The organism is Gloeobacter kilaueensis JS1 (genome assembly GCF_000484535.1).
Lineage (GTDB): Bacteria > Cyanobacteriota > Cyanobacteriia > Gloeobacterales > Gloeobacteraceae > Gloeobacter > Gloeobacter kilaueensis.
This window is the reverse complement of record NC_022600.1, coordinates 3355679-3379160: the sequence shown is the minus strand read 5'-3', so window position 1 is coordinate 3379160 and position 23482 is coordinate 3355679. Positions and strand designations below refer to the sequence as shown.

Sequence of the window (23482 nt, the reverse complement as noted above, 5' to 3'; positions counted from 1 at the left end):
GCTGCTGCAGAAAGCTCTAGGGTTCACTATGTACACATTTAACGCCCTTCGTGGCGGTCCTGCGTTTTTTGCAATGCAGCTTCCAGCCACTATCGTCCACGTTTTGGGAGGGCGAAGCCCGCGCCTCACATTATTTTGTAAAGTTCCCTTTGCCCACCTGGCCGGAGCCGGTATACTCTTTGCTGCTTTCCTCCCCGTCCTGCTCAACCTCGTAAGGAGATAACAGCTTGGCCAGACGCAAGCGTGTCAATCCTCGTCGCCTGGAGGGCAAGCGCATCCTCGATCTGGTGCCGCGCTTCGGGTTGGAATGCGGCGATGAAAAGTCGGTGACGGCGGCGCGCAAGTTTATCGAGGCGCACAGTATCCAGCCACCGGCAATCGTCGTCGTTCAGCGCTCCGAGCGAAATCAGGAGCGCTTTTTTTGGGGCTTCAAGGGCTTATTCAGTGCCCAGTACGTCGAGGAGCACCACTTTATGTTTCCCTCCCTTGAGATGCTGCGTGTCCGGCTTACAGCCGAGGCCCAGGGCGATTCGGTCGCCTGATGGCTCTTACTATCCACGTTCCTCCCCATCCGTTTATTGCCAATCTGCTCGCGGTCTGCCGCGACAGCGCCACGCCAGTTCCGATCTTTCGTTCTGCTGTGGCCGATCTGGGTCGCTGGCTCACCTACGAGTGCGTCCGCGACTGGCTGCCGACGCTCGAAGTCGGGGTACGCACGCCGCTGGAGGTGATCGCCGCTGCCCGAATTATCGACGCGAATGCGCCGGTGGCGATCGTGCCGATTCTGCGGGCCGGGCTGGCGCTGCTCGATGGGGTGCTGCCCCTGCTGCCTGCAGCGCCGGTCTATCACCTCGGCTATGCCCGCGACGAGGAGACGCTGGAGGCAAATTGTTATCTTGACCGATTGCCGGAGCGCTTCGCTCCCCAGACGCGGGTACTGGTGCTGGAGCCGATGCTCGCCACCGGCGGCACGAGCCTGGCGGCGATGGCAAAACTCATCGAGCGCGGCGTGGACCCGGCGCTGGTGCGGATTCTCTCGATCATCTGTGCGCCTGCGGCCCTGCAAAAGCTGGGAGGACGTTACCCATCGCTGGTCATCTACACGGCGATGATCGACGAAGCCCTCGACGAGCGCGGCTTCATCGTGCCGGGCCTCGGAGACGCTGGGGATAGAGCCTTCGGCACCGCCTATCCCCCAGGGGTAGGATGACAGTCCCAGCCTGCTACTATAGGTCCAATATTCCGTTCGGTGATGCAATGTCAATCCGCGTTGTCGTTGTCGATGATCACCCGGATGTGCTGCTAGGTGCAGCGGCCTATTTGGGTAACTGTCCTGACATCCGGCTTGTCGCCCAGGCTCAGACGATCGCCGAAGCGTTGACGGCGATTCGCGACCACCAGCCCCAGGTCGCCCTGGTCGATCTCGAATTGCCCCGCGCCGTCGGCGAGGCGGCAGAATACCTGGGCGGCATCCAGATCGCCCGCGCTATCCGTGGCGGTGGCTGGCCGACGCGGCTCATCGTCATGACCGGTCACCAGGACCGCTCCGGGCTGGTAGCTGCCCAGCCGTTCGTCGATTGCAAGCCCCGCGTGATCTACGACTATCTGCTCAAGACCGCCACACCCCAGGAGCGCATCGAGGCGATCCGCCACGCTGCCCAGGGTGTGGGCCGTCCACTCAAATTTGACGCTCCCAAGCTCACGCCCCGCGAGCGCATCGTCCTGCGCTACATGGCCCTCGGTCTCGAAAACGGCGAAATTGCCCAAAAACTGGTGGTCGCCCCCTCGACGGTCGCCTCCCACGTCAAGTCGCTGATGGCCAAGATTCTCTCTGAGCCGGGGGTAGACGAGGGCCAACTGCGGCGCACCCGCACGCTCTGCGTGCGCCGGGCCTTAGAGTTTGGCATCTTGCGCCCCGATCAGATCAATCGCAACCATCTCGGGCGCGATCCGGTGCGCGGCACCTGAGGACAACTTGCTGGAACCTGCTCCTGCCTGACAAGTCTAAAATGGTTGTACATTCGAGCTTCAGCAGGGAGTCCGGCGATGGGTAGCGCGACGAGGTGGCGGTGCGGCGTGGCCCTTGCCCTCAGTATGTGTCTCACCCTCTGCCAGGGGCTGCCCCTACTGGCCGCTTCGACCCAGCAGTTGCGCGAGGCGATCGACCGCTCGGGCCTGGTGGGTTCCAGGTTTGAGCTTCAGCGCAATGCTTCGCGCCTGACGATCCTCTCCGAACAGATTTTTCCAAACACCGACGAGCTAAAACTGGCACTGCTGCAGATGGCGAGCCTGCTCGAATCGAGTGAACCCGGCTTGCAGAAGGTGACGCTGCGCGCCTACCTGCTCAACAAACCCAACCCCTACGAAGGATCGATCGCTCCGGCTGTAGCGTCCCGGCTGCAGCGCGACGGCGATCCGGAGATGCTCGCCAAGATCGACCTGACGAGCGTGCGCGGTCCGGCCAAAAGATCGCCCCTCATCGCCGCCTCTGAGCCGATCGCCAACCGCAGCGACGACGAAAACATTCCGGTGCTGGGCGATCCGATCGATGCGCCCCCGGCGCGCACCCCTCCGGCTCCCCGCCCGGCCAGATCGGCTCCGCCAAAGGGCAGGTCCGCTTCGCTGGGGGATCTGGCGGTGATTGGCGATCCGATCTATCCCGGCCAGAAAGTAGCCGACCCCGCCAGGGGCGATACCTCCGGCGCTTCGACCCCGGCCCTCGCCGATGCAAATAACGGCTCTCGTCCTTTTAATACGCGGGTGAGCGTCCTGCGCGCCGGTAGCCCGATTCCGGTGCTGCTCGACCGCGAGGTGATCGTCAGCGGCGATCAGCCCGTCGCCTTTCAGGCGGTCGTCCTGCAGGACATCCTGAGCGACGAGGGCGATCTGGTGGTGCCCGGCGGCAGCCGGGTGCGCGGCACGGTCGAACCGACCCCGAGCGGTGCCCGCCTCACCCTGCGCGAGCTGACAATCAACAACCGCCAGTACGCAATTCGGGCGGTCTCGCCGGTCTATCCGTCTCAGGTGAGCCGCTCCGGCGGCGACATGGGCACCGGTATGGCGATCGGCGGCGTCGTGGGCGGCGTCGGCGGCTCGATTCTTGGCGGCTCGGTCGATCGGCGCTGGGGTGGTCTGTGGGGCGGTCTTCTGGGCGGTCTTCTGGGCAGTTTCCTGGGCGGATCGCTCTCGCGGCCCCAGGTGCGCACCACCGTCGTCATTCCCCAGGGCACGATCAATCCCCAACTGGTCGATGATCTGACCATCGGCAACTACTGATACCTGCAGAGCGTCCGCTGCCTGCTACGATCGCTGCCATGTCTAACAAGCCTGCCAGCCGCTGGCTTCAAGTACCGAAGTCCAACCCCCGAGCGGCACTTCGGCTTTTTTGCCTGCCTTACGCGGGCGGCAGTCCGATTGTCTTTCGCGACTGGCCCGCTTTTTTGCCTGCGAGCATCGAAGTGAGCGCCCTCCAGCTGCCGGGCCGGGGCACGCGCCTGCAGGAAGCGCCTTTTATACGGATGGAGCCCCTGGTCGAAGCAGCCGCCCAGGCTCTTTTGGGGTTTCTGGACCGCCCTTATGCCCTTTTTGGCCATAGCCTTGGAGCGCTGACCGCCTTTGAACTGGCCCGCCAGTTTCGCAAGTTGAACGCGCCCCTGCCGCTGGTGCTCTTTGTCTCCGCCAGCCGGGCACCGCAACTGCCCCGCACCGACGCCTCCACCTACAACCTGCCGGAGCCTGAATTTTTAGCAAAATTGCGCCGATTGAACGGTACACCCGAAGCGATCCTCGCCAACGCCGAGCTGATGCAACTGTTGCTACCGGCCTTGCGCGCCGATTTCACCGTGCTCGACACCTATACCTACAACCACCAGCCGCCCCTGGGCTGCCCGATCACCGTCTTCGGCGGCGAAGCGGACACGATTGGCGAAGCGGAACTGGTGGCCTGGCGCGTTCAAACCACTGCTGAATTTAAGCTGCACATACTGCCGGGCGATCACTTCTTCTTGAGCACGCAACACGTTAGACTGCTCGCCGAAATCGCCAGTGCCCTGCAACCTGTGGACGGTTAAATGTCCTTATGGAGCGGCAGTTGAGCGCTCGACGAGTTTGACCGGCACGGGGATGAGGGGCGGGACCGGTTTTTTCGCCAGATAATCGCTGACGGCCTGGATCGTCCGCTGGCCTATCTGGTAGGGATCTTGGGCAACATCGGCCACCAGGGGAGAGTCGCCCTTATTGATTAAGTTGCGGGCCTCCTCGGAGGCGTCGTAGCCGACGACGAAGACATTCTTGCGTCCTGCGGCTTCCAGAGCCGAGAGGACACCGAAGGCCGATTCGTCGTTGATGGCAAAGACGGCGTCAAGTTTGCGCTGGGCCTGCAGCAGATCCTCGGTTGCCTTGAGCGAGCGGTCGCGCACGCCGTCGCCGGTCAGCCGGGCCACGATCCGGATACCCGGATAGGCTTTGAGTGCCTGCTCAAAACCCTCCACCCGCTCGATCACCGACTGGATGTAGGGCTGATCGATAATTGCCACCCAGCCTTTGCCGGTGAGCCGCCTGGCGATGTACTCGCCTGCGAGTCGCCCGCCCGCCTTGTTGTCGGAGGCGATGTGGGAGACCACCTGGCCATCTTTGGCGCGGATGTCGGCGGTAAAGACCGGAATCTTCGCCTGATTGGCGCGGGCAATCGCCGGGCCGATGCCCTGAGAATCGGTGGGACAGACGACGATCGCCGCGACTTTCTGGACGGTGTAATTTTCAAGCTGGCTCTGCTGGCGGGCGAGGTCAAATTCTCCAGCGTCCAGGCGCAGGGTCAGCTTTTGTCTGGCGGCTTCTTCGCGCAGACCGCGCTCCAGTTCGCGATAAAAAGCGTCCTGGCGAGTAAGAAGCGACACTCCGACCACCGGCTCGTTGCCCGACTGGGAACCTCCCTGGCCACAGCCTGCAGCAAGAAGAGCAAACCAGAGCACCATCCACCACCAACGCCTGCCACTCAAATGCGTTCCTCCTCGCCGCTGCGTGATAAATCTACCAGAAGGCGACCCAGGCGCTGTGAAAAATTGTGTTCAAGAGTGCAGCTGCCGGTTCGATGAGAAAAAAAGCAGTAGACTCGTCCTACCCATCCACGTTGGACGAAACCCCATGAAAAACCGTCTGCTCTTCCTGCTGTCCGCCTGCTTGCTGATTGGCCCCGTTTTTGCTCAGGGCGCTGGACCAAAGACCGCCTCCCGCCCTTCTTTTTCTGAACTATCTACCTACAACGCCTCGGTGCGCAACGCTGTGCTCAGCCGCTGGAAGATTCCTTTTGTGGAGCGCACGACGACCATCGACGTTACCGCCAATATCGGCGCTGACGGCAAACTGGTCAGCTCCGACATTCAGGTAAGTCCCAAGATCGGCACCAGCGAGGCGGTGCGCAAGTCGATCGAGGAAGCACTGGTAGCCATTCCGGCGTTTGCCGCTCCTCCCGGCGCTCAGCCCTACGCGGCGGAGTTTCGCCTGCGCGCCCAGATTGGACCCTTTCTGGCCGACTGCTATCCGGTCAAGGTCTATGTTCCAGTCGCCCACGTGGACCAGCCGGATGAAAAAATCGTCCCGAGCAGCCTCGAAGGTATCAAACAGGGCATCGCCGCCTGGAACACTTTTATCTCGCGCCGGGATGACAAGTTGCCGCCAGTTCTAGCACTCGTCGAGCAACCGGAGCAGGCCGATGTCCGCATCGACGCGCTGGTAGATGCTACGGCCTTTGGCCCCTATATCAGCGACGAGGCGAATGGACAGCAGATTGTCCGCATCGTCACGAAGTTTGATGCCGGTGGCGCAGTGCAGGATGGCTACCGCTGGCGTCATCCGGGCGAGCTAAAGCAGCAGAGCGAATTTCAACTGGGGCGGATGCTCGGGCTTTCACCAGTGAATGACAGTGACAAGAACATTCTGTTTGGGGGACCAACGCGATCAGAACCGAAGATACAGACCGAGACGGCCAGCACAAAATATGTAGAGACGTACTACGCCAGTTCTTTTTCTGGTCATACCTCCGGCGAGGGTAGCCGTGGCCACATACCGAACAACTTCTCTATAGAGAAGTACGGCGGCTACGGGACTGTGGAACCCCAGGAACGGCTCGTAAACCCAGATCAAGTCGAACAGGTGGCCAATCGCGTCCGCACCCATTCCTGCAAGGGTTAGAAGCGCTATGGCTGCGGTGCAGGCTGCTTACGCAGCGCCGACGCCGGTGTAAGCGCCGTAGAAGAAGATGCCAAGGATGGCAATGACGCCCAGACCGGCCATCACGCCTACCAGCCAGAGAGGAATGCGGTTCGGCATCGTCGTGCTCCCGTTAGTTGAGGAAATAGTTGGAGAACAAAAGAATGATGACCAGTACCAGCACCAGGCCCATGTAAAGGGAAGTGCGGTTCAGTTCAACGCCAGGATTTCTCGGATCTTTGGACACGGGAATTTCTCCTACTTATCTCTGGATGAACTGCATGGCGGCGAGGGCACCCAAAAAGAAGATCGTGGGTACGGCCAGGGCGTGGACAGCCAGCCAGCGCACAGTAAAGACCGGGTAGGAGACCACCTGAGGACCACTGCCGCTTGTGGGACGATTTGAAGAAGTCATGGAACGGTTCTCCCTGCAAAAGCAAAACTATTTGTTCTTGGTCCCTTCGTCGAGAACCTGCTTGGCCTCGAAGCGCTTGTTGACCAGAGGCTTCTTGCTGCCGTCGGAGTTGTAGTACTCGTCGGGACGCGGCGTACCGAACACGTCGTAGGCCAGACCCGTCGAGACGAACAAAAAGCCGCTGGCAAACAAAATTGTCAGCGCCGGTATATGAATGATCCAGTAACGGGTGCTGGTGATGATGTCGGAGAAAGGGCGTTCGCCCGTGCTGCGCGATCCAGACATAAGATAAGAGCCTCCCACGGCTTACAGCTGCAATTTTACACAATGATACGTAACATTACACAGAACAACAACATTTTCATTTGGCGGGCGGCTGGTACTTGAGGAGCAGGCCGTTCTGGCCGAGGACAAAGCCTTTGTCGCCGATAAAGGCGACGTTGAGCAGGTTGGTCTTGACATCGGGCAGATCGTCTCCCTGCCAGCTCTTGCCGCCGTCGGCGCTGACGATGAGGGTGCCGTTGCCGCCCACCGCCCAGAGTCTGGCACCACCTGGGATGTAGTCGGCGTCGAGCAGACCGATGCCGTTAAGGATGACCGAGCGGCTGGGGGTCCAGCTCTTGCCGCCGTCGCTGCTTACCTGCATCTCGCCGCCCTGGTTGATCATCCAGCCGTGAAGCTCGTCGCTGAAGCCCATGCTCTGGATGCGGCGCGAACTGGTGCGCTCGTAGTTGGTCCACTGCGGATCGCCGGGCTTCCACTGCAGGTAGGAGCCGCCGCGCGTCGAGACGACCCAGTAGGAGCCGTCGGGCATCCGCTGGGCACTTCTGATGCCGCCCGCCGAAGCCGGGGTGAGCAACTTCCAGTTCTTGCCGCCGTTGACGGTCTTGAGCACCAGACCGGCGTCGAGCACCACCTCGGCGGTGCCGGGACCGAGGGCAGAGACTTTGATCGGGTTGCCGGGGATGCGCCGATCGAGGCTGATCGTGCTCCAGCTTTTGCCGCCATCGACAGTATGCAACAGTCGCCGGGGCTCGCCGCCCAGCCAGCCTTCCGGTCCGCTGAAGCTTACCGAGACAAAGCGCGAATCGGAGTCGAGCCGGACGGTGCCCGCCTTCCAGGTCTCGCCGCCATCCTCGGTGCGCAGCAGGGTCGATTTGCTGCCCACGACCCAGCCATTCTTGTCATCGATGAACGCAACATCGGTCAGATCTGGCCGGTTGTCCAGTTTTGGCGATACTGCCTTCCACTCGTGGTGATCGAGGGAGGGAGCACCACACCCTGCCAGCAACAGCAGCAGTCCCAGTCCCAACCCCAGTCCTAGTCCGCGACCTTTGCCCATGGCGTCAGCTGCTCAGAAAATAAATGCTCATAAAGAAGGCAAAGCCGAGAAACAGTGCCCCAAAGATAAGCAGGTTCTTTGCCTGCGGGTTGAGGAGGTTGACGCCCCAGCCATACCCGGCGTTTTCTTCAAAACCGGCCACCGTGCCTACCTTGGGCCCGATGCTTTTGAAGCGACTCGAAGGCGAGGAGCAGACCGGGCACTTCCAGGCAGCCGGCAGATCCTCGAAGGCGGTCCCTGCCGCCACCACAGCTTCACCTCTGGTAGGTTCGTAGATGTAGCCGCAGGTGCGGCACTCGTAGCGATCGAGTTGGGTCGGGTCGGTGATCTGGGTCGTCATGGCGGTCCCACCTGCAAACAATCGAAAGAAAAACTTAAATTCTCTTCATTATCAAGGATAGCGCCTCCGCCCGATTGCGCTGCGATTTGACGCTCAAGATCGCCGTATTTACGATGGGAAGGGTAACCGAGCGGATTTCATGGTTCAGCAAGTTTCTCCCTGGCAGGCGCGCATTGCCGAGATCGATCGCAAGCTCTCGACTCGCCACATCGACCTCGACGAAGCCGGGTACTTTTTGATCGCAGTCGATCGCGAAGAGGGTTTGTTGCGCGCCAGCCACTACGCTCTGGTCGTCAACGATCAGGGCCTCGCCATCGATCCAAAGACAGGCAAGCCCCTGCCTGCGAGAGGACCGGTCAACACGCCCTTGATCGCCACCTACACCGCCCGCACCGCCAAAGAGATGTGCGTGCAGCTTTTTGAGACGCAGAAGCCGGTAGTGAGCCAGTTCTGCCACGCCGCTTATCTTGGGCGAGAGCTGATGCGCGCCGAGCACGCCCTTATCTGCGGCGACGACTACGTGCAGGACTGAGAGCTGATGCGCTGTCCTCGTTGCGGCACCCTTTTAGCCCAAAACGAGCAGAGCTGCCCGGAGTGCGGGCTTGGCTTCATCGCCGGCGATAGGCCCGGCATCCGCATCGCCGTCGCTCCTAAGGGCGAATTTTTGTGCGAGCGCTGTGCCTACCGCGAAGATTGCAACCTGCCGGATTGCCCAAAAGCGCAGCGCTGTTCGCTCTACCGCGACGCGCAGGCTCCCAAAGAAGCGCCGCCAATCTATCAATCGCCCCTCAGCCGCCGCCTCTGGAGCGTGCCCTTATTGTTGCTGCTGCTGTTGCTCATCAGCTGGCTGCTTGCCCTCAGACATTGAGGGCCGGTGGCTCCGGTAGAGGCTATAGACCGCCTCCAGAAAAATCTCCGCCGGTTCGCTACCAGGGGACACCGGTTCAGCCAGGCGCTTGAGCGAGCGCAGTTCCCGCGCAGTGCCGGTATCGCTCACCGCCTGTCCCGGTAGTTCGCTCAGCCCAAAGCGTTCGATCAGTTGCCCGGCCAGTTCTCGACTTTTGAACAACCGGGCCCGCCCTTCCATGCGGGTGCGCCGCCGGAGAAATTCGCGCACCACGGCAAAATCGTCCGCCAGGAGCTTTGCGGTATCGAGCCGGACTTTCAGCTGTTCTGCCAGTTGCTCACCTGCTTCAGAAAGAACAAATTGCCCCTCGCCTCCGGCTTTTGGCTCCTGGACGACGAGGGTACCGGCGGCCCAGTCGCCGAGGCGCTTCTCGCGGGGCGCAAAGATAATGATGTAGGCACCGAGGTAAAACGCGTCATCGATGACCCTGAGCAGAGCGCGCAGGGTAGCCTGGGCAATCCCCACCGGGCGACCGTCCTCGCGGATCACCCGCAGTTGCAGCAGGCGCTTGCCGGGAGTCTGGCCCCGCCAGAGCGACTCGAAGCCGACGAAGTAACCGACGTAGACAAAGAAGAAGACCAGCGCGCCGGTGCCCAAAAGCCAGCTTTGAAAATCCGGCAGGCTGACCACCGCTACCACCAGAGCGATAACGCCCAACAGCAGAACCCCAGACACAACGAGCACATCGATGAGCAGGGCCAGGGCGCGGTTGCCGATGCCTGCCAGGGTGTATTCGAGTTCGACGCTCTCAGGCGTTCTCAGCACCACCCGCTTCAGAGGGTTCATAACTTTACCGGCTCGCTGCTCAAGGTAAGATCGGCCCCCTCGCGGCGGGCGCGCAGATCCTGGTAGAGCACGGCTTTGAGCGCCTGCCAGAAGGGAGTGAACAAGATTGTGAGCGCGACTGTGACGATGAGGTTAAAAACCGCGAACACAGCTGCCCCGCCCTCGCCATCGCTCACTTTGATCAGCGCCACGGTGCGCAGGAAGGCGATCAACAGCTGAAAAGGCAGGCTCAGAGGCAGCGTCACCAAAAACGCGATCAAAGCGGCCAGTTGAATGCGCAGAACGCCGCCCCCTGAGAGGTTCCAGCTGCGCTGCAGCGCCTCGGAACCGCCCAGGTCCGCCTCGATTGCAAGGGGCGCGTCGGTGATAAAAAGGCGCGTAAAAAGCCAGAAGAAAGGAACGAACAGGGCCAGTAGCACCAGCGAAAAAAGAAGAGCGAATACCTGGGCGGCGACAGTGCGGTCGGCGGGGATTGCCGAACTGGCCCCGAGCACCAGCGCTGCACCGACGCTGAGGGCAATCGCTATGACAATTACCACGAAGTAGGTGCCTCCCAGGATGATCAGGCAGAGAAAACCCGCGAGCAGATAGGACCACCTGCGCCCCTCGGTAAAGGCAGCCGCCTCTTTTTCACTCTCGCCGCTGCCGTTGAGCTGGTCGTAGGCCAGGCGGCACAAGAGTCCCATCTTTGCTCCGTACTGTGCCCAACCGTAGACGGGCACCAGCAGCCAGAGGCTCGCGACAAGCGCAATGGGCAAAAAGGTCTTGAAGTTCTGGCGGTACAGTTGCACAGCGGCGCTGACAATATCGCCTGTACGGAGCGGCTGGAGGAGCATGGCTGTTCTCGAAGGGTCGATTTGAGGTTATCCTACTCCCGCCTTAGAGTATTAAAAACATTCCAGACAAGCGGGTGCGATGAATCTGCAGCGCTGGGTTGGCCGCCGCGAGGCGGACTGGCAAAAATTTGACCGCCTGCTCAGCCGGGCAGAAAGCAAAGGATTGCGCTCGCTAGAATCGGAGCAGGTACGCGAATTGTCGAGCCTCTACCGCTCCGCCTGCGCCGATCTGGCCCGTCTGCGCTCCTCTCAATCGAGCGAACGGCTCACCGCCGACCTCCAGAACCTGGTCGCCCGTGGCTACCGCCAGATCTACCAGGGACTGCGGCGACAGGAGTGGCGCGCCCTCGTCGCATTTTATCGGTGGGAACTCCCGGCGGTCATCCAGCGTAGTCGCCTTGAAATTGGCCTGGCAACGGCACTGCTGCTCGTGGGCGGCCTGATCGCCTGGTGGTGCAGTTGGGCCGACCCGCACTTTATCGACCTGGTGATGCCTGCCCAGATCGTCCATCAAGTGCGCGACAATCACCAACTCTGGATTGGCTCGATCGTAGGCATCGCCCCCTTTGCCGGCAGCAGCATCATGATCAACAACCTCACCGTCTCTTTCGCCGCTGTGGCCGGAGGCATCACCGCCGGGCTCTCCACCGCCTGGATTGTTTTTAGCAACGGCATCAACCTCGGAGCCGCCGCCGCTCTGGTGGCCCAAAACGACCTCTGGTATCCCTTCTGGGCCTTCGTCTTTCCCCACGGTGCCTTAGAACTGCCGGCGATTTTCCTGGCGGGCGGCGCGGGGCTGCTTCTTGCTAGAGCACTGCTTTTTCCTGGCCGCCTGACGCGGGTCGCCGCCCTCAAACTCTGGGGGGGCGAGGCGGCCAAACTGGTCTACGGCATCGTACCCCTGCTGCTCATCGCCGGGACGATCGAAGGTTTCTTCTCCCCCAACCCGACCATTCCCGAGCCCTTCAAGTACATGGCCGGCAGCATTCTTTTTATCTTGCTCGTGCTCTACGGCAGCCGCCGTAAGGCTGGCGAAAGTCGTAGCGGATCTTGATGCAACGTCAGTTCGGGATAAAAAGGCGGTCCGCCCACAGGCGATCAAGGCAGGTCCATGTCCCCTGAAAGCACCGCCTTGCGAAAGTGGGCGACCTCGCACACTTCATCGATCACCCTGGCTGTGATCGATTCGGGAGCGGGTTGTTTGAGATCGAGGGGATAGACATCGTTGCCGACTGCCTTTTCTTTTTTGTAGAGAATTAACCGCGTGAAGCCAGCTTTGCGTTCTGTGCAATCTACGTAGTTGAGCGTCAGCGTCCGGTCGTAGGTGGTGCCGTCCGGCAGATGCTCGGGTTTTTTGAGAATGATTCTTTTCCAGAACTTTACCAGATCGTTCAAGAACGTGATCGAATCGATGTTAATCGCGTGGGTATTCGCTTCAGAAGAAACGGCAATATCGACCCATTTTTCTGCTCTGGCACTGCCGATAGAAACGAACAGCGACGGGAGCAAAACGGCGAGAATAATAGTAGCCTTTGTAGGTGCTCTGGTCATCGTACCCTGCCCTGCGCGCTCTCACCTTAACCCGGCGGTGCCGCAGCGGCCTGTACTGAAAAGGCGAATTTAGAGGGCTCTTTGAGAGGCAATGTAGCGCTCGATCACCGCAACGAGGCCCTCTACCCCATCTTCGAGGGGCCGCACCACCGGCAGCATCAGCTGCGCCTGTAGCTGCCGGCAGGCATCGGCCAGCTGAGCCGCCCCCAGTCCTGCACTGTTGATCGTCACCGCCAGTACCTGGGCTCCTAACAGTTCGATCAACGCGATCTCTTCTTGAATCGGCGGAATTCTGTAGCCCGCCTCCTCGAAGCCGTCGAAGTACAGGCGACCGGGGGCATGCTGGAGGATCACACCGGCTGCACCGCCGGAGAGGATAAATTCGCTGCCGCAGGGACCGGCAGGATTGCGCAGGGCCGATTGTCCCTCCAGCAAGATCAGTTCAGGCTCGAAGCGGCGGGCGCATTCGAGGATGGCGTATTCGATCTCGCCGCTGACAAAATCGTTGACGACCGCATCGAGGACGAAGCCACAGCCCGTTCCCTGCAGCCAGCCGGTCTGACCGGTGTAGATGAGCTGGGTGCGGATGCCGGCGCGGTTGCAGGCTGTGAGCAAAAAGCGGCTGGTGGTGCGCTTGCCCAGAGCGCAGTCGGTGCCGAGTACGGCGATGCGCGGGATGCCCAGAGTGCGGATCGCCCCGCTCCAGAAGTGCAACTGTTCCTTGGGTTTGGGTCTGCGAATATCGATAATCATCCGGCCCTGTGCTGCCGCCGCCTGGGCCAACTTCGGGTCGTCCGCCGCAAATTCGTGCAGGCCATTGACGACGCTCATACCCGCTTCGAGGGCTACCAGCAGCTGCTCGCGCAGCGAGGCGGTGAGCCGCCCGCCCCTGGTGGCGATGCCGACGATGCAGTAGTCGGGCGCGACGGGCAAGGCTTTGAGAGCCTGCTGGAGCGACGGGTAGATGGGAATGGCGCGGTGGAGGCCATCGAGGACCACCCCGGCGTCCTGGCCAGCCGTCGGCCCATCGATCACCCCCAAGATCTTGTAGCGATCGGTCTCGCGCACCAGCCCGTGGGCAGTTTTGCCCTCCGGCATCTGAAAGAAGCCGTCACAGATCACGACCGCCGTGCCATCCACCGCCTGTCCTCCGCGAAGTTGTTGCGTCGCTTATAGATACTGTGCCAGCACCTGGTGGAAGTGGGAGACGCCCAGTTCATGCTCCTCCGCCAGACTGCGCACCTGATAGGCCCGTGAGCCGACCCCCTGCTGCAACAGGCGGCAGACGGCAAAATCTTCTTCCATTACTTCTGCCCAGGACTCGGGCAGGTACGGTTCAGCCGCGTACTGCCCTGGCGTCTGGTAGTGAATCGTCTCCAGCCGCGAGCGCTCTGGCCCGAGGGGGGTCACCCGCCAGACCGAACAGCCGCTTTTGCCGGTGTTGATCATCATGTTCGGAAAGATAAAACCCTGGTAGGAAGGCCGGTGCTGCTCCCAGTGCCTGAAAGTGGCCGGATCGGCAGGCGGCTCGCTCACGTAAGGCACCAGAATCGGGATATGGCGGCCAGTAGGCAGCGTGCGAATATTCTGTACCTCAAAAAGCGGCACCAGGCTCCTGGCGTGGGCGATCGTGAAGTGGTAATCCTCGACGTAATTCTCGACGATAAACTTCCAGTTGATCGGCTCCTCGTAACTGGTACGGGCCACTTCGCGCAGATCTTCCCAGCGCTCCCCCCAGCCGGCCAGATAGTCGGGATAGCCCGCCAGGTACTCGCCGAGGGATTCGCCCTCCGCATCGGGATTGACGAAGACAAAGCCGCCCCAACATTCGACCCGCGCCCGCGCCAGCGAAATTTGCGACTTGTCGAGATCCGGAAACCACTTTGGCTGCAGCACCGCCACCAGTTGCCCCTGCCGGTCGAAGGTCCAGGCGTGGTACGGACACTGCAGCATCTTGCAGTTGCCCCGCGCTTCGCTCAGCAACCGCGCTCCCCGGTGCGGACAGACATTGTGCAGCGCCACCAGTTCTCCCTGCTCGTCGCGCAGCACCAGAATCGGCTCCTCGCCCAACATACAGGTCAGGTAATCGCCGGGAGCTGCCAGATCTTCGACCCGCCCCACCCACTGCCAGCTCGAGCGCCAGAGCGTCTTTAACTCGCGCTGATAAATTTCTGGCTCGGTGTAGTAGCGCCCCGGCAATCCCAGGGACGCACCGGCAAAAGGCAGACTGCGGGTCATCGGTGCGGTGCAGATAGAACCCACCTATCGTCACAGACGCCCGCTGCCCTGGCAGTAGCTACGACTACCGAGGTTGCGGGAAGCTGTCCGGCTCCTGGCAACGGTGAACCTCCCTTTTTTGGGGCAAGGGGCGGTACTGCCGGTCAGGCGGCAGGCGAGTTTTTTGTAAAATGCTGTCCAAAATCTGTCGGCGGTCCGGATCGCCTAGGCTGGAGGGGTGGAAAGACAACTCACCAGTCCTTTTGAAGAGCGTGCAGGCCGGCTGTATTACCGTCCGGAGCGCTCTTCAGCAGCTTTTTGGGCAACCTGGGACTTTTGTGATCGGCTCTACGGCCAGGAAGTGGCGGTGGATCACGTTGTAGTCCTCCAGGGGAACCGGGAACACTTCGAGCGCTTTAACGGCGAACTGCTGGTAGTCGGTGGGCAGTTCACCGAGGGACCGGCACTGTTTCCCGATGGCTTTTGTGCTGGGGGCGAAGCAGCCGATCTGCCCGTGGATCTGTGGTTTTATATGGCGAGCGTGCGCCTGGAGCGGGGGCTTGTCGTCGTGCTTGCCCCTTATAGCGACGGCGATCGGCATGCCCGGCTCCTGCAGGAAAACGGCAGCGACTGCGTGCATCACGTCGCCCTGCGGGTATTACCCGATCGGATGGACGAGGTGGCTTGCAGCTGGAAAGGGCGCGGTTTTGTTCCCCTCAGCCCCGAGCCGGTAGAGGACACCCTGCTGCGCCAGTGGTTTCTCGCTAACAGCGCCGGTCAGATCATCGAACTTATCGAGCGGCGTAGCGGCGCTGCGACCTTTACCTGCCACAACATCCACAGGCTCCGCCAGACGGAGATCGCAACCCGCGCCCGTCCCCAGGGCGTAAATTTATGTTGATTGTGTGAGCTTTGCTGCATTTTTTGTCTGAACGTTAATTGCTGCATATCCTGGAGAAGGAAAGACAGCGGTGGGGGGAGCGATTGACGATCTGGCTTTTGACGGTTCTGCTCGGCTTGGGAGCGTTGCTGGCTGGTTTTCTCGGGGCCTTGAGCGGTCTGGGCGGTGGGGTGGTGATCGTGCCGCTGCTGACTCTGGGTTTTGGCGTCGATATTCGCTACGCCGCCGGGGCGTCGCTGGTGTCGGTGATCGCCACCTCGGCGGCGGCAGCGGGTGTGTATCTCAAGCGCGGCATCACCAACGTCCGCATCGGTTTGCTGCTGGAGCTGGCGACGACCCTCGGGGCGGTGGCAGGAGCGCTGCTTGCCTCCCGCCTGCCGACAGCCCTCATCGCCTGTGTCTTCGGTGCAGTGCTGCTCGTCTCGGCCTACCTCGCCGTTCGTCCGCCCAAAAAATCGCCCGCCGCTGAGCGGGTCGATAAGTGGGCAGAAGTTCTGCAACTGAACGGCAGCTATCCGGAAGCGGGCGGAGCGCGCAGCTACCGGGTGCGGGCGGTTGCCCCAGGGTTTGCCCTGATGGGGGTGGCTGGAATGCTTTCGGGCCTGCTGGGCATCGGTTCGGGGGCATTGAAGGTGCTGGCGATGGATCAGGTGATGGGCCTGCCTTTTAAGGTTTCGACGGCCACCAGCAACTTCATGATCGGGGTGACGGCGGCAGCCAGCGCCGGTATTTATCTCCACCAGGGCTACATCGATCCGGGCCTCACCCTGCCTGTCGTGCTCGGCGTCCTCGCAGGCTCGCTCGTGGGAGCGCGGGTCTTCATCGGCAGCAGCCCACGACTTTTGAGGCCGGTCTTTGCCTGTCTGGTGGCGGTTCTGGCGGTGCAGATGATCGTTGGTGCTTTTGGTGGGAGGTTTGGCCATGCAGCACTCTGAACAACCGCTCCAGCAGCACTTAAGTCGCGTGCTCAGCGCAGGTGTCTGGCTTGCCGCCCTTGTCGTCGCCGTCGGCGGCTGGCTGTACCTCCAGCGCCACGGCAGTGCCAGTCCCGATTACGCCGTCTTTCACTCCGAACCGGCCCAGTTGCGCCAGCTTCCGGCGATCATCCAGGCCGCCTCGGGCGGCCATGGCCGCGCTCTCATCCAACTGGGACTGATGCTCCTGCTTGCGGTGCCCATCGCCCAGGTCCTCTTTGCCCTCGTCAATTTTGCCAGACAGCGCGAAGCGGTCTATACCGGGATTGCAGCGGTTGTTCTGCTGGTACTGCTCCACGGCCTGCTTGCTGGCTGAAGCCAAAATTTCTTGTTCGTCGCCCCCCTCCCTAAACTATGGGCCGGATCGGTGTTAACTTGCCAGTTTAGTTAACTCGGCAGTTTAGTTAATCCGTCCCCAAACCAGGAGAGAGACGATGAACCACCGCCTGCTTATCGGGTTATTGGCCACCGGCTGGCTATTTTCTGGTGCGCCGCTCGTCGCCCAGACCACTCCGAGTAGCGGGACGAACGCCGCTGCGCTGGGTGAAACGCCCCTGCAACCGTCGATTCCGCCGATGCCAAAGGGGCCGCTTGAGTTAAAAGCCCAGATCAACCGGCCCCTGCGGCTGCAGGAGGCGGTGAGAATCGGTCTGGAGCGCAGCCCCCAACTGTTGCTGGCAAAGCTGGCGGTCGAGCGGGCCGAGGGCGTGCAGCGCGAGGCGGAGGCGGCCCTTTATCCAACAGCCAGCTTCAGTCTCAGCTACTCCTACGTGCAGTCGGCCCAGACGCGCATCACCCTCGACATCTTCTCCAAGCCCACAGGCATCGATCAGGTCGTGCTGGGTTCCGGTGCGTTTACCCCCCTGCAGGCCAACACGATCCTGGCCGCCTTTGCGCGCAACGGCAGTATTCTAGGCGGTGCCTTTCCTCTCGATTCGACGCCCATCGATGGCCGGGCCAGCATCAGCTGGACGCTTTTTTCGGGGGGCCTGATTCCGGGCAACATCCGGGCCGCCCAGCAGCAATTGCAGGCGGCCCGCCTCGACTACGAGCGCGTCCGCCAGGATGTGATCGAGAGCGTGATTACCGCCTACTACGACCTGCAGACCGCCGACGGCAACTTAGAAATCGGCGAGGCAGCGGTCAAGAGTGCCCAGGCGATTCTTACAGATGCCCAGGCCGAGTTGCGCGCCGGGATCGCCGCCCGCTTTGCGGTGCTGCAGGCGGAGGTGCAACTGGCCAACGCCATTCAGCAGCGGCTGGGCTACCAGAACCAGCAGACAGTCCGGCGGCGGGCCCTCGCCCGGCTGTTGCACTTCGAGCGGCCCACCGACGTGAGCGCCGACGAACCGATCGAGGCGAGCGGCACCTGGCCGCTGGGACTCGAAGAGAGCATTCTCAAAAGCTACAGCCAGCGCTCGGAGCTTGCGGCGCAAATTGCCCAGGAGCAGGCGGCGCGGGCGCGGGAAGAAGCCGCCTACGGCAGCGTCAGCCCCCAACTCAGCCTCTTTGCCAACGGCGAAGCCCTCGACAACCTCACCGACCGCAGCCTCGGCATCTTCACCGGCTACAGCGCCGGTGTGCAGATCCAGTGGAACGCCTTCGACGGCGGGGCGGCCCAGGGGCGGGCGGCCCAGGCAATCGCCGACGCCAAATCGGCCAGGGTGCGCTACCTCGACACCCGCGACACGATTCGCTTCGATGTCGAGAGTTCTTACTCGCAACTGGACACCTCCCGCCAGCAGATCGACACGGCCCGCACCGCCCTCACCTCCGCCGAAGAAAGTTTGCGCCTTGCCAGGCGGCGCTTTGAAGAGGGCGTCGGCACCCAGACCGACGTACTGGTGGCCGACCGCGACCTCACCCAGGCGCGGGTGAATCTGCTCACGGCGACGGTGGACTACAACCGCTCGCTCTCGTCGCTCCGGCGAGCTTTGGGTGAACTGTAGCGCTTCTTATAATGAGGAAAGCGCCGTTCGTCTGGATCTTTATGAGCAAAGGCTTCGCTGCCCCAGTTAATCCCGAAAAAGAATTCAGCAACTGGTTTTTTCGCGAGTACCGCCGCTTGAGCCTCACGGCCCTGAGCGACGACTTGTTGGGCGAGCCTCCTTCGCCTGTCGAAAACCGGATGCGGATCGCCCGCGAACTGCCCGGCTGTTACTGGCTTGCTCAGCAGTGGCCACGGGTGCCCAATCGCAGCACGATCGTCAAACTCTTTGGCCGGGGCAGGCTCGAAAGCCTGAACGATCTGAACGAGCTGATTTTGCGCAGTCCAGACGGCGATGAGATCCGGCAGTGGTCGCGCGACCACGCCGATCCGGCCTTTGCCTGCGCCTGCTGCTGATGGCCCAGACCCAGATCGTCGGCATCGTCAACATCACCAGCGATTCGTTCTCCGACGGCGGACAATTTCTCGAAGCGGAGCGGGCCATCGCCCACGGCCACCAGTTGCTGGCCCAGGGAGCGCACTGGCTGGATCTGGGAGCAGAATCGAGCAATCCCGAGGGCGAAGCCGTCTGCGCTGCAACCGAAATGGCTCGCCTGGAGCCGGTGATCGCTGATCTGCGCCGTTCAGGAGCCCGCATCTCCGTCGATACCCACAAAAGCGCCGTGATCGCCCGCGCTCTGGAACTGGGTGCGGGCATGGTAAACGACATCACCGCCCTCAAAGACCCGGCGAGCGTCGAGATCGTTAAAAGCTATCCCGAGGTGCCGGTGGTGCTGATGTTTTCTCAAGACCAGGGCCAGCGCGCCAAAAAGCAAATCAGCGATCCGGAGACGATCCTCGATCGCATCGAGCGATTTTTTGCTGAGCGCATCGAGCGGTTGCTGCAGGCGGGCTTGAACGAGGAACAACTCATCATCGATCCAGGCATGGGCTACTTTCTGGGCAGCAATCCGGAAGCGAGCCTGCGGGTACTCGCCGGGTGGCAGCGATTGCGCCAGCTAGGCCGCCCACTGTATTTATGCGCCTCACGTAAGTCGTTTATCGGCAACGTCCTCGGGGGCCGCCCCGTCGAGGGCCGTGCTGCCGGTACCCTGGCCTGTGAAATCTGGGCGTATCTGGGCGGCATCGACTACCTGCGCACCCACGCCGTCGCCCCCCTGAGCGATGCTATTCGGGTGCTGAATGCGATTCGAGAGTAGGCGGTCTTAGAGCTTCTTGCAGCTGCCGGAAAAATTCCACTCAGTCCCTCATCCTGGCGCAGCAGTTTGCGATCGGCTACCAGCGCGCCTCACCCCTTACCCAAACGGGCGCAAGACTCTCGACTAATGCGCTAAAAAATGTCAGAGCGCTTCCTCGACAGTAATTACTACTTCGCGCTGCTGGTCGCCCCTTTGCACCGTCATCCGAATCTGATCGCCAAGCTTTTTATCGAGCCGCCTGGCGTAATCTTCGATTTTCATCTTGTCAAAAGCAAAACCATCGATGGCGACGATTTTATCGCCTTTACGAATACCAGCGCGATAAAAAAGGCCCAACTCTTCTATCTCAGTTACCAGACCTGTTTTTGGAAAAACCGCCATGCCGTAGTAAACAAATATAAAAGGATCGTTGAAATGGGAGTTCTTTTCTAAAATCAATTGCTGTCGCTTGTAGTCGAAGGTCGTGTTGAATCTTTGCAGCAATCCCGCTCCAATATTTCCGTCTACTGAAAAGGAAGTCGCGAAGCCACCTTTTTGCAACGTTAGCTCGATTAGCGGTCTATGAATCTCAATATTCCCCAATTTCAGCAGATTTGCTCGGGTAAGTTCTGCTCTAGTAGGGCCACCAATTGCCTGGCCGCTATCTACTTCTATCCGCTTTGGATAACGCTTGCGCAAGTCGAATCTATTGATAAAAGGCTTGAACAGGGTAAGCCTTCTGCTACTCCCAGTATCAAGATTGAACTGTGCATCTAAACCATCGATTTTAGCTGTTATGATTGGCGTAGTAGAAGCAAAAGTAATTGGTAAAGTGATGCCGTTCCCTCTGTAAGAGAACTGCTTCGGCTCAAAGAGTAATATCTCATATTTATCGTAATTTAGTTGAACTACAAAATTCTCAAATAATTCAGAACCTAAAAGACCATCAATCTCTGATGTATTAAGAGGTAAAGCGGATATACTCGCTTTTATATTAGTCAGTTCAATGTCTCTGATTTTAATACTGTTAATATATGCTTCCTGGCTTATCAGTATAGTCTGCTTATCACCTAGTCCGTTTAGCACGGCTGAACCACCCTCACGAGGTTTTACAGGTAACTTTAGTTTGTAAGCTAGTTCAGGGGTGATTTGGACGCCATATGCACCAGAATCAACTGCAAGAAAGCAAGATTCTTGATCGTTGATTTTAACCTTCACAACTGGCACAAAGGCAAAGATACCCCTCTCGAAAGGGATGGTCGTGAGTGGTGATTTTTCAGTTGTTGCAGTAGCTTTTGAATGGTCCGGAACAGATTGCGCAAGCAAATCTGTCCGCCCTAAAAACATCCATCCTGCCCATAGAAGTACTATGATGCAGAATAACTGTAGAGATGTGTACCTTCCTCTCAACTCGATACGTTCCTCATCATTATGGATTGGGCAGATTGGGAGGTTTTGGGCAATCTCCTTGCTTATTTGGGTCTCCTGTAGTCACTCCTCCGTGAGCCTCAAATCGCCAACTGCCATCAGAGCCTGCTGTTACACTGCCACCGAAACTTGTTGCTCCGCCACTGTACTGGTTGCAATTTTCAAAGATTGCTGTGGCATCTATCCTACCTTGCGAGTTCTTGCCATAGCTGACTCCACCAGTAGTATTGGTATTTCTTTGATCTTGGGGTTGAGTAGGACTGGTTATAGGCGGACCCAGATCAGTAGCTCTGGTGCTTGGGGCTCCGCCGTTGTTTGGATTCGCAGGCGCACCACCTGGATTGTCCGCCAGCAAAGTCGGATCTGTGCCGCCCATGCCGTCTACCTGGGAGGTCATGCCATAGCTCTCGGCTCCAGAGCCAATAAAGCCACTCCCCTCCGGCGGCATACCATAGCTATCATTACCCATCTCATACGCACCATTGCCGTAGCCGCTCGCGTCGCCATCGTAGTCGTAGCTGTTGAAGCTGCCGTCACTACTGCCAAAGCCATAGCCTGTTCCGTTCGTGTCGTCGTTCCGCTCACTGTCAAAGAAATTGCCGAAGCTGCCTGTCTGCTCGTTGTACGAGTTGTCAAAACTCTCTGCATCGAAGTTGGAGAAGTCCTGCTCACCCTGGATATCGTCGTAGCCGTCTCCGGCTGCCTGGTATTGGCCATCATCGTAGCTATCGTCCGCACTCTGGTACTGCCCGTCGCTATATTCGTCGGCATCGGCCAGATACTGCCCCTCGTCGTAGCCATCGTCAGGACTCTGGTACTGTCCGTTGCCGTAGCCATCGTCAGCGAGAGCCTGGTATTGTCCATCACCGAAATCGTCGGCAAAGCCGCCGTTCTGGCCGTCATCAAAATTCTGGAGAGCGGCTTGTTCGTTCTGCCCGTCGTCGTTGTACTCGCCCCCCTCATCTTCGCAGTCCTGCTCGAGGTTGCTCTGCAGGTCCGCCTCGTACTCGCCTTCTCCCTCACCGCCAAAATTATCTTGCTCGTCTGGAAGCGGAAGCTCTTCGTCCATGATCCACCTGTCGATGAAGGTTACGCTTTCAGAAGGTATATTCGCAATACAGAATTGTCAACCCACTTTTGGGGAAATCCGCACAGCGAAAAGGATGCTTGCTGCCAGCGGTGGCGCTCAGGGTAGACGATGAAAATCCATTGATTCGGTAGTATTTAGAGCTTCTTGCGGCTCTGGAAAAAATTCCAGACAAGAGGCCGCCAGTCGAGATCGAGGGTGCTCAGAGAGTACAGCCAGTTGTGGCTTGCGTCGCAGCGCGGATTGTTGTCGCTGTCGTAGTAGGGGTCGCACAGTGAGTAGAGCAACACCTGGCTGGAGGTACCAGTACTGTCGAAGTGGCAGAAGGTATTGCTCGTGAGGGTGTAGGTGCCGATGCCGGTAGTGCTCGGCGCTGGGTCCGACTTGAGTGGCGCGTCGGTGCAGCTATTGGCAGCCCGCCAGAGGTTCATCGTAAAAGGCTCGACGGAGGTATCGCCCTCGCGGCCCGTGTTGGGAACGACGTTGAGAGCAGCCTCAGTGCCGGTGCCATAGTAGGGATTTTGCGTATCGCCCAGCGAATGAAAGGCAATCACCGATACGGGCGGATTGCCGAGGGAGCAGGTGGGCACCTTGAAAGTTCCCTCGATCGAACCGACAGCCGCAATGTGCGTCTGGGGCTGGCAGCCGAGCAGGTGGGCCATCGAGCCGCCGTCGGAGTGGCCGAGCACGTAGACGCGGGCAGTGTCGGTCCGAAACTTACTCTGGACCTGCTGCAGCACGGAGTTGAAGTAATCGATGTCGTTGCTGCCATTGGTGTAGGCCGGTGTGGCGCAACTCTGGGTAACGCCGTCCGCCCCGCTGCAGTTGCCGGCATTCCAGTAGCCCAGTTTGGTCACAGGGTCGAAGTAACCCTGGGGATAGACAGCGAAAAAAGTCGGCTGCTCGGCTAGAGCCAGCTCGTCGGCGTAGTCGGCCAGATTCACCGGCTTGTTGCGGGCGTTGATCGCACAGCTACTGCCAGGGTGCAGGAAGAAGACGAGCGGATAGCGCAGCGGATTGGTGGGGTCGTATCCAGGCGGCGTATGCACGATGTAGTAGCGCCGGTTGGTCTTGCCTGCCACCTGCCAGGTGGCGTTGTAGAGCGTGTCCTTGCTGCCGTTGGCGTTGACGGTGACGCCGGGGTTCACTGCCGGGCAGTTCGTGTTTGTCGATTGGGCAAGGGCTGGGGTGGCACCGCAGACCAGGACCACAAGCCAGGACACAAATTTGCCCACCGGGGCCAAAGAGCGCATCCAGTTCATAAAATCCGTGGGGAAGTAGCAGGATTCACAATAGCCGACAAACCAGCAGTCGGATCTCTATCTGCATAAATGCCGCTGCCTGGCGATAGAGAAAGCTGTCCTA

At 60.2% G+C, this 23482-nt stretch carries 30 protein-coding genes; 15 read left to right on the top strand and 15 right to left on the bottom strand.

Going from position 1 to position 23482, the window contains the following annotated elements:
- Positions 1 to 227 precede the first annotated feature (227 nt).
- The 5 genes from GKIL_RS15675 to GKIL_RS15655 all read left to right on the top strand — a co-directional run bounded on the left by GKIL_RS15675 (position 228) and on the right by GKIL_RS15655 (position 4070).
- The gene (locus GKIL_RS15675) at positions 228 to 542 is read left to right on the top strand and encodes a DUF3155 domain-containing protein (RefSeq protein ID WP_023174722.1); all 315 of its coding nucleotides are present in this window, start codon (positions 228 to 230) and stop codon (positions 540 to 542) included.
- A complete protein-coding gene (gene upp, locus GKIL_RS15670; protein WP_023174721.1) occupies positions 542 to 1210 on the top strand; it encodes a uracil phosphoribosyltransferase in 669 nt (222 codons plus the stop codon). The genes GKIL_RS15675 and upp overlap by 1 nt, the downstream gene beginning before the upstream one ends.
- 47 nt (positions 1211 to 1257) lie before the next feature.
- A complete protein-coding gene (locus tag GKIL_RS15665; protein WP_041243999.1) occupies positions 1258 to 1968 on the top strand; it encodes a response regulator transcription factor in 711 nt (236 codons plus the stop codon).
- 78 nt (positions 1969 to 2046) lie between these two features.
- A complete protein-coding gene (locus tag GKIL_RS15660; protein ID WP_023174719.1) occupies positions 2047 to 3276 on the top strand; it encodes a glycine zipper 2TM domain-containing protein in 1230 nt (409 codons plus the stop codon).
- Between the two features lie 38 nt (positions 3277 to 3314).
- Positions 3315 to 4070: a thioesterase II family protein gene (locus GKIL_RS15655; protein WP_023174718.1), complete on the top strand. Its 756-nt coding sequence runs from the start codon at positions 3315 to 3317 to the stop codon at positions 4068 to 4070.
- 6 nt (positions 4071 to 4076) lie between these two features.
- Here GKIL_RS15655 and GKIL_RS15650 read toward each other — a convergent pair whose 3' ends face one another.
- Positions 4077 to 4997, bottom strand: coding sequence for a substrate-binding domain-containing protein (locus GKIL_RS15650; RefSeq protein ID WP_187293828.1), 921 nt, complete (start codon positions 4995 to 4997; stop codon positions 4077 to 4079).
- A gap of 145 nt (positions 4998 to 5142) precedes the next feature.
- Between GKIL_RS15650 and GKIL_RS15645 the strand changes: the two genes are divergently transcribed.
- Positions 5143 to 6189, top strand: a complete 1047-nt coding sequence (locus GKIL_RS15645) for a hypothetical protein (RefSeq protein ID WP_023174716.1) — start codon at positions 5143 to 5145, stop codon at positions 6187 to 6189.
- Positions 6190 to 6216: 27 nt separating this feature from the next.
- Here the strand turns inward: GKIL_RS15645 and GKIL_RS15640 are convergent, their stop codons facing one another.
- The 6 genes from GKIL_RS15640 to GKIL_RS15615 form a co-directional block, all read right to left on the bottom strand.
- Positions 6217 to 6327, bottom strand: a complete 111-nt coding sequence (locus GKIL_RS15640) for a photosystem II reaction center protein J (protein ID WP_023174715.1) — start codon at positions 6325 to 6327, stop codon at positions 6217 to 6219.
- A gap of 13 nt (positions 6328 to 6340) precedes the next feature.
- Complete coding sequence (gene psbL, locus GKIL_RS15635) at positions 6341 to 6454, bottom strand: photosystem II reaction center protein PsbL (protein ID WP_023174714.1); 114 nt, start codon at positions 6452 to 6454, stop codon at positions 6341 to 6343.
- Between the two features lie 15 nt (positions 6455 to 6469).
- Entirely contained in the window at positions 6470 to 6622 is a 153-nt protein-coding gene (gene psbF / locus GKIL_RS15630) for a cytochrome b559 subunit beta (protein ID WP_023174713.1), read from the bottom strand.
- A gap of 27 nt (positions 6623 to 6649) precedes the next feature.
- Complete coding sequence (gene psbE, locus GKIL_RS15625) at positions 6650 to 6907, bottom strand: cytochrome b559 subunit alpha (protein WP_023174712.1); 258 nt, start codon at positions 6905 to 6907, stop codon at positions 6650 to 6652.
- A gap of 76 nt (positions 6908 to 6983) precedes the next feature.
- Entirely contained in the window at positions 6984 to 7964 is a 981-nt protein-coding gene (locus GKIL_RS15620) for a photosynthesis system II assembly factor Ycf48 (protein ID WP_023174711.1), read from the bottom strand.
- 4 nt (positions 7965 to 7968) lie between these two features.
- Positions 7969 to 8304 carry a rubredoxin gene (locus tag GKIL_RS15615; protein ID WP_023174710.1) on the bottom strand — a complete coding sequence of 112 codons (336 nt, stop codon included), beginning with the start codon at positions 8302 to 8304 and terminating at the stop codon, positions 7969 to 7971.
- Positions 8305 to 8443: 139 nt separating this feature from the next.
- Between GKIL_RS15615 and GKIL_RS15610 the strand changes: the two genes are divergently transcribed.
- Both GKIL_RS15610 and GKIL_RS15605 read left to right on the top strand, forming a co-directional pair.
- A complete protein-coding gene (locus GKIL_RS15610) occupies positions 8444 to 8836 on the top strand; it encodes a DUF4346 domain-containing protein (protein ID WP_023174709.1) in 393 nt (130 codons plus the stop codon).
- Between the two features lie 6 nt (positions 8837 to 8842).
- Positions 8843 to 9172 (top strand): hypothetical protein, encoded by a 330-nt coding sequence (locus tag GKIL_RS15605; protein WP_023174708.1) that lies wholly within the window; start codon positions 8843 to 8845, stop codon positions 9170 to 9172.
- Here the strand turns inward: GKIL_RS15605 and GKIL_RS15600 are convergent.
- Together GKIL_RS15600 and GKIL_RS15595 are read right to left on the bottom strand one after the other, a co-directional pair.
- Positions 9119 to 9997 carry an RDD family protein gene (locus GKIL_RS15600; protein WP_023174707.1) on the bottom strand — a complete coding sequence of 293 codons (879 nt, stop codon included), beginning with the start codon at positions 9995 to 9997 and terminating at the stop codon, positions 9119 to 9121. The genes GKIL_RS15605 and GKIL_RS15600 overlap by 54 nt on opposite strands.
- Positions 9994 to 10833 (bottom strand): DUF7847 domain-containing protein, encoded by an 840-nt coding sequence (locus GKIL_RS15595; protein ID WP_023174705.1) that lies wholly within the window; start codon positions 10831 to 10833, stop codon positions 9994 to 9996. The genes GKIL_RS15600 and GKIL_RS15595 overlap by 4 nt, the downstream gene beginning before the upstream one ends.
- 79 nt (positions 10834 to 10912) lie before the next feature.
- On the opposite strand from GKIL_RS15595, the gene GKIL_RS15590 reads away from it, so the two are divergent.
- Positions 10913 to 11887: a stage II sporulation protein M gene (locus tag GKIL_RS15590; RefSeq protein ID WP_023174704.1), complete on the top strand. Its 975-nt coding sequence runs from the start codon at positions 10913 to 10915 to the stop codon at positions 11885 to 11887.
- A 44-nt stretch (positions 11888 to 11931) separates the two neighbouring features.
- Here the strand turns inward: GKIL_RS15590 and GKIL_RS15585 are convergent, their stop codons facing one another.
- The 3 genes from GKIL_RS15585 to GKIL_RS15575 form a co-directional block, all read right to left on the bottom strand.
- Positions 11932 to 12384, bottom strand: coding sequence for a surface-adhesin E family protein (locus tag GKIL_RS15585; protein WP_023174703.1), 453 nt, complete (start codon positions 12382 to 12384; stop codon positions 11932 to 11934).
- Between the two features lie 69 nt (positions 12385 to 12453).
- Complete coding sequence (locus GKIL_RS15580) at positions 12454 to 13524, bottom strand: N-acetyltransferase DgcN family protein (protein WP_023174702.1); 1071 nt, start codon at positions 13522 to 13524, stop codon at positions 12454 to 12456.
- 30 nt (positions 13525 to 13554) lie between these two features.
- Positions 13555 to 14622 carry an aromatic ring-hydroxylating oxygenase subunit alpha gene (locus GKIL_RS15575; RefSeq protein ID WP_023174700.1) on the bottom strand — a complete coding sequence of 356 codons (1068 nt, stop codon included), beginning with the start codon at positions 14620 to 14622 and terminating at the stop codon, positions 13555 to 13557.
- Positions 14623 to 14839: 217 nt separating this feature from the next.
- Between GKIL_RS15575 and GKIL_RS15570 the strand changes: the two genes are divergently transcribed.
- From GKIL_RS15570 to folP, 6 genes are all read left to right on the top strand, one after another.
- Positions 14840 to 15502, top strand: a complete 663-nt coding sequence (locus GKIL_RS15570) for a hypothetical protein (RefSeq protein WP_023174699.1) — start codon at positions 14840 to 14842, stop codon at positions 15500 to 15502.
- A gap of 83 nt (positions 15503 to 15585) precedes the next feature.
- Entirely contained in the window at positions 15586 to 16437 is an 852-nt protein-coding gene (locus GKIL_RS15565) for a sulfite exporter TauE/SafE family protein (protein ID WP_041243995.1), read from the top strand.
- Complete coding sequence (locus tag GKIL_RS15560; protein ID WP_023174696.1) at positions 16424 to 16792, top strand: DUF1634 domain-containing protein; 369 nt, start codon at positions 16424 to 16426, stop codon at positions 16790 to 16792. The genes GKIL_RS15565 and GKIL_RS15560 overlap by 14 nt, the downstream gene beginning before the upstream one ends.
- Positions 16793 to 16910: 118 nt before the next feature.
- Positions 16911 to 18425 (top strand): TolC family protein, encoded by a 1515-nt coding sequence (locus tag GKIL_RS15555; RefSeq protein ID WP_023174695.1) that lies wholly within the window; start codon positions 16911 to 16913, stop codon positions 18423 to 18425.
- Between the two features lie 41 nt (positions 18426 to 18466).
- Positions 18467 to 18820 (top strand): hypothetical protein, encoded by a 354-nt coding sequence (locus GKIL_RS15550; RefSeq protein WP_023174693.1) that lies wholly within the window; start codon positions 18467 to 18469, stop codon positions 18818 to 18820.
- Positions 18772 to 19623, top strand: coding sequence for a dihydropteroate synthase (gene folP / locus GKIL_RS15545; RefSeq protein ID WP_187293827.1), 852 nt, complete (start codon positions 18772 to 18774; stop codon positions 19621 to 19623). The genes GKIL_RS15550 and folP overlap by 49 nt, the downstream gene beginning before the upstream one ends.
- Positions 19624 to 19764: 141 nt before the next feature.
- On the opposite strand, the gene GKIL_RS23740 is transcribed toward folP, so the two are convergent.
- The 3 genes from GKIL_RS23740 to GKIL_RS15530 all read right to left on the bottom strand — a co-directional run bounded on the left by GKIL_RS23740 (position 19765) and on the right by GKIL_RS15530 (position 23370).
- Positions 19765 to 20949: an aspartyl protease family protein gene (locus GKIL_RS23740; protein WP_071824820.1), complete on the bottom strand. Its 1185-nt coding sequence runs from the start codon at positions 20947 to 20949 to the stop codon at positions 19765 to 19767.
- Between the two features lie 82 nt (positions 20950 to 21031).
- Entirely contained in the window at positions 21032 to 22099 is a 1068-nt protein-coding gene (locus GKIL_RS15535; RefSeq protein ID WP_023174689.1) for a hypothetical protein, read from the bottom strand.
- A 155-nt stretch (positions 22100 to 22254) separates the two neighbouring features.
- Positions 22255 to 23370: a CE1 family esterase gene (locus tag GKIL_RS15530; RefSeq protein WP_187293826.1), complete on the bottom strand. Its 1116-nt coding sequence runs from the start codon at positions 23368 to 23370 to the stop codon at positions 22255 to 22257.
- Positions 23371 to 23482 lie beyond the last annotated feature (112 nt).

Coding starts and splice junctions, on each gene's coding strand:
- upp (WP_023174721.1), top strand. CDS start 542: ATGGCTCTTACTATCCACGTTCCTCCCCATCCGTTTATTGCCAATCTG.
- GKIL_RS15665 (WP_041243999.1), top strand. CDS start 1,258: ATGTCAATCCGCGTTGTCGTTGTCGATGATCACCCGGATGTGCTGCTA.
- GKIL_RS15660 (WP_023174719.1), top strand. CDS start 2,047: ATGGGTAGCGCGACGAGGTGGCGGTGCGGCGTGGCCCTTGCCCTCAGT.
- GKIL_RS15655 (WP_023174718.1), top strand. CDS start 3,315: ATGTCTAACAAGCCTGCCAGCCGCTGGCTTCAAGTACCGAAGTCCAAC.
- GKIL_RS15645 (WP_023174716.1), top strand. CDS start 5,143: ATGAAAAACCGTCTGCTCTTCCTGCTGTCCGCCTGCTTGCTGATTGGC.
- GKIL_RS15640 (WP_023174715.1), bottom strand. CDS start 6,327: ATGCCGAACCGCATTCCTCTCTGGCTGGTAGGCGTGATGGCCGGTCTG.
- psbF (WP_023174713.1), bottom strand. CDS start 6,622: ATGACTTCTTCAAATCGTCCCACAAGCGGCAGTGGTCCTCAGGTGGTC.
- psbE (WP_023174712.1), bottom strand. CDS start 6,907: ATGTCTGGATCGCGCAGCACGGGCGAACGCCCTTTCTCCGACATCATC.
- GKIL_RS15620 (WP_023174711.1), bottom strand. CDS start 7,964: ATGGGCAAAGGTCGCGGACTAGGACTGGGGTTGGGACTGGGACTGCTG.
- GKIL_RS15615 (WP_023174710.1), bottom strand. CDS start 8,304: ATGACGACCCAGATCACCGACCCGACCCAACTCGATCGCTACGAGTGC.
- GKIL_RS15610 (WP_023174709.1), top strand. CDS start 8,444: ATGGTTCAGCAAGTTTCTCCCTGGCAGGCGCGCATTGCCGAGATCGAT.
- GKIL_RS15605 (WP_023174708.1), top strand. CDS start 8,843: ATGCGCTGTCCTCGTTGCGGCACCCTTTTAGCCCAAAACGAGCAGAGC.
- GKIL_RS15600 (WP_023174707.1), bottom strand. CDS start 9,997: ATGAACCCTCTGAAGCGGGTGGTGCTGAGAACGCCTGAGAGCGTCGAA.
- GKIL_RS15595 (WP_023174705.1), bottom strand. CDS start 10,833: ATGCTCCTCCAGCCGCTCCGTACAGGCGATATTGTCAGCGCCGCTGTG.
- GKIL_RS15590 (WP_023174704.1), top strand. CDS start 10,913: ATGAATCTGCAGCGCTGGGTTGGCCGCCGCGAGGCGGACTGGCAAAAA.
- GKIL_RS15585 (WP_023174703.1), bottom strand. CDS start 12,384: ATGACCAGAGCACCTACAAAGGCTACTATTATTCTCGCCGTTTTGCTC.
- GKIL_RS15575 (WP_023174700.1), bottom strand. CDS start 14,622: ATGACCCGCAGTCTGCCTTTTGCCGGTGCGTCCCTGGGATTGCCGGGG.
- GKIL_RS15560 (WP_023174696.1), top strand. CDS start 16,424: ATGCAGCACTCTGAACAACCGCTCCAGCAGCACTTAAGTCGCGTGCTC.
- GKIL_RS15555 (WP_023174695.1), top strand. CDS start 16,911: ATGAACCACCGCCTGCTTATCGGGTTATTGGCCACCGGCTGGCTATTT.
- GKIL_RS15550 (WP_023174693.1), top strand. CDS start 18,467: ATGAGCAAAGGCTTCGCTGCCCCAGTTAATCCCGAAAAAGAATTCAGC.
- GKIL_RS23740 (WP_071824820.1), bottom strand. CDS start 20,949: ATGTTTTTAGGGCGGACAGATTTGCTTGCGCAATCTGTTCCGGACCAT.
- GKIL_RS15535 (WP_023174689.1), bottom strand. CDS start 22,099: ATGGACGAAGAGCTTCCGCTTCCAGACGAGCAAGATAATTTTGGCGGT.
- GKIL_RS15530 (WP_187293826.1), bottom strand. CDS start 23,370: ATGCGCTCTTTGGCCCCGGTGGGCAAATTTGTGTCCTGGCTTGTGGTC.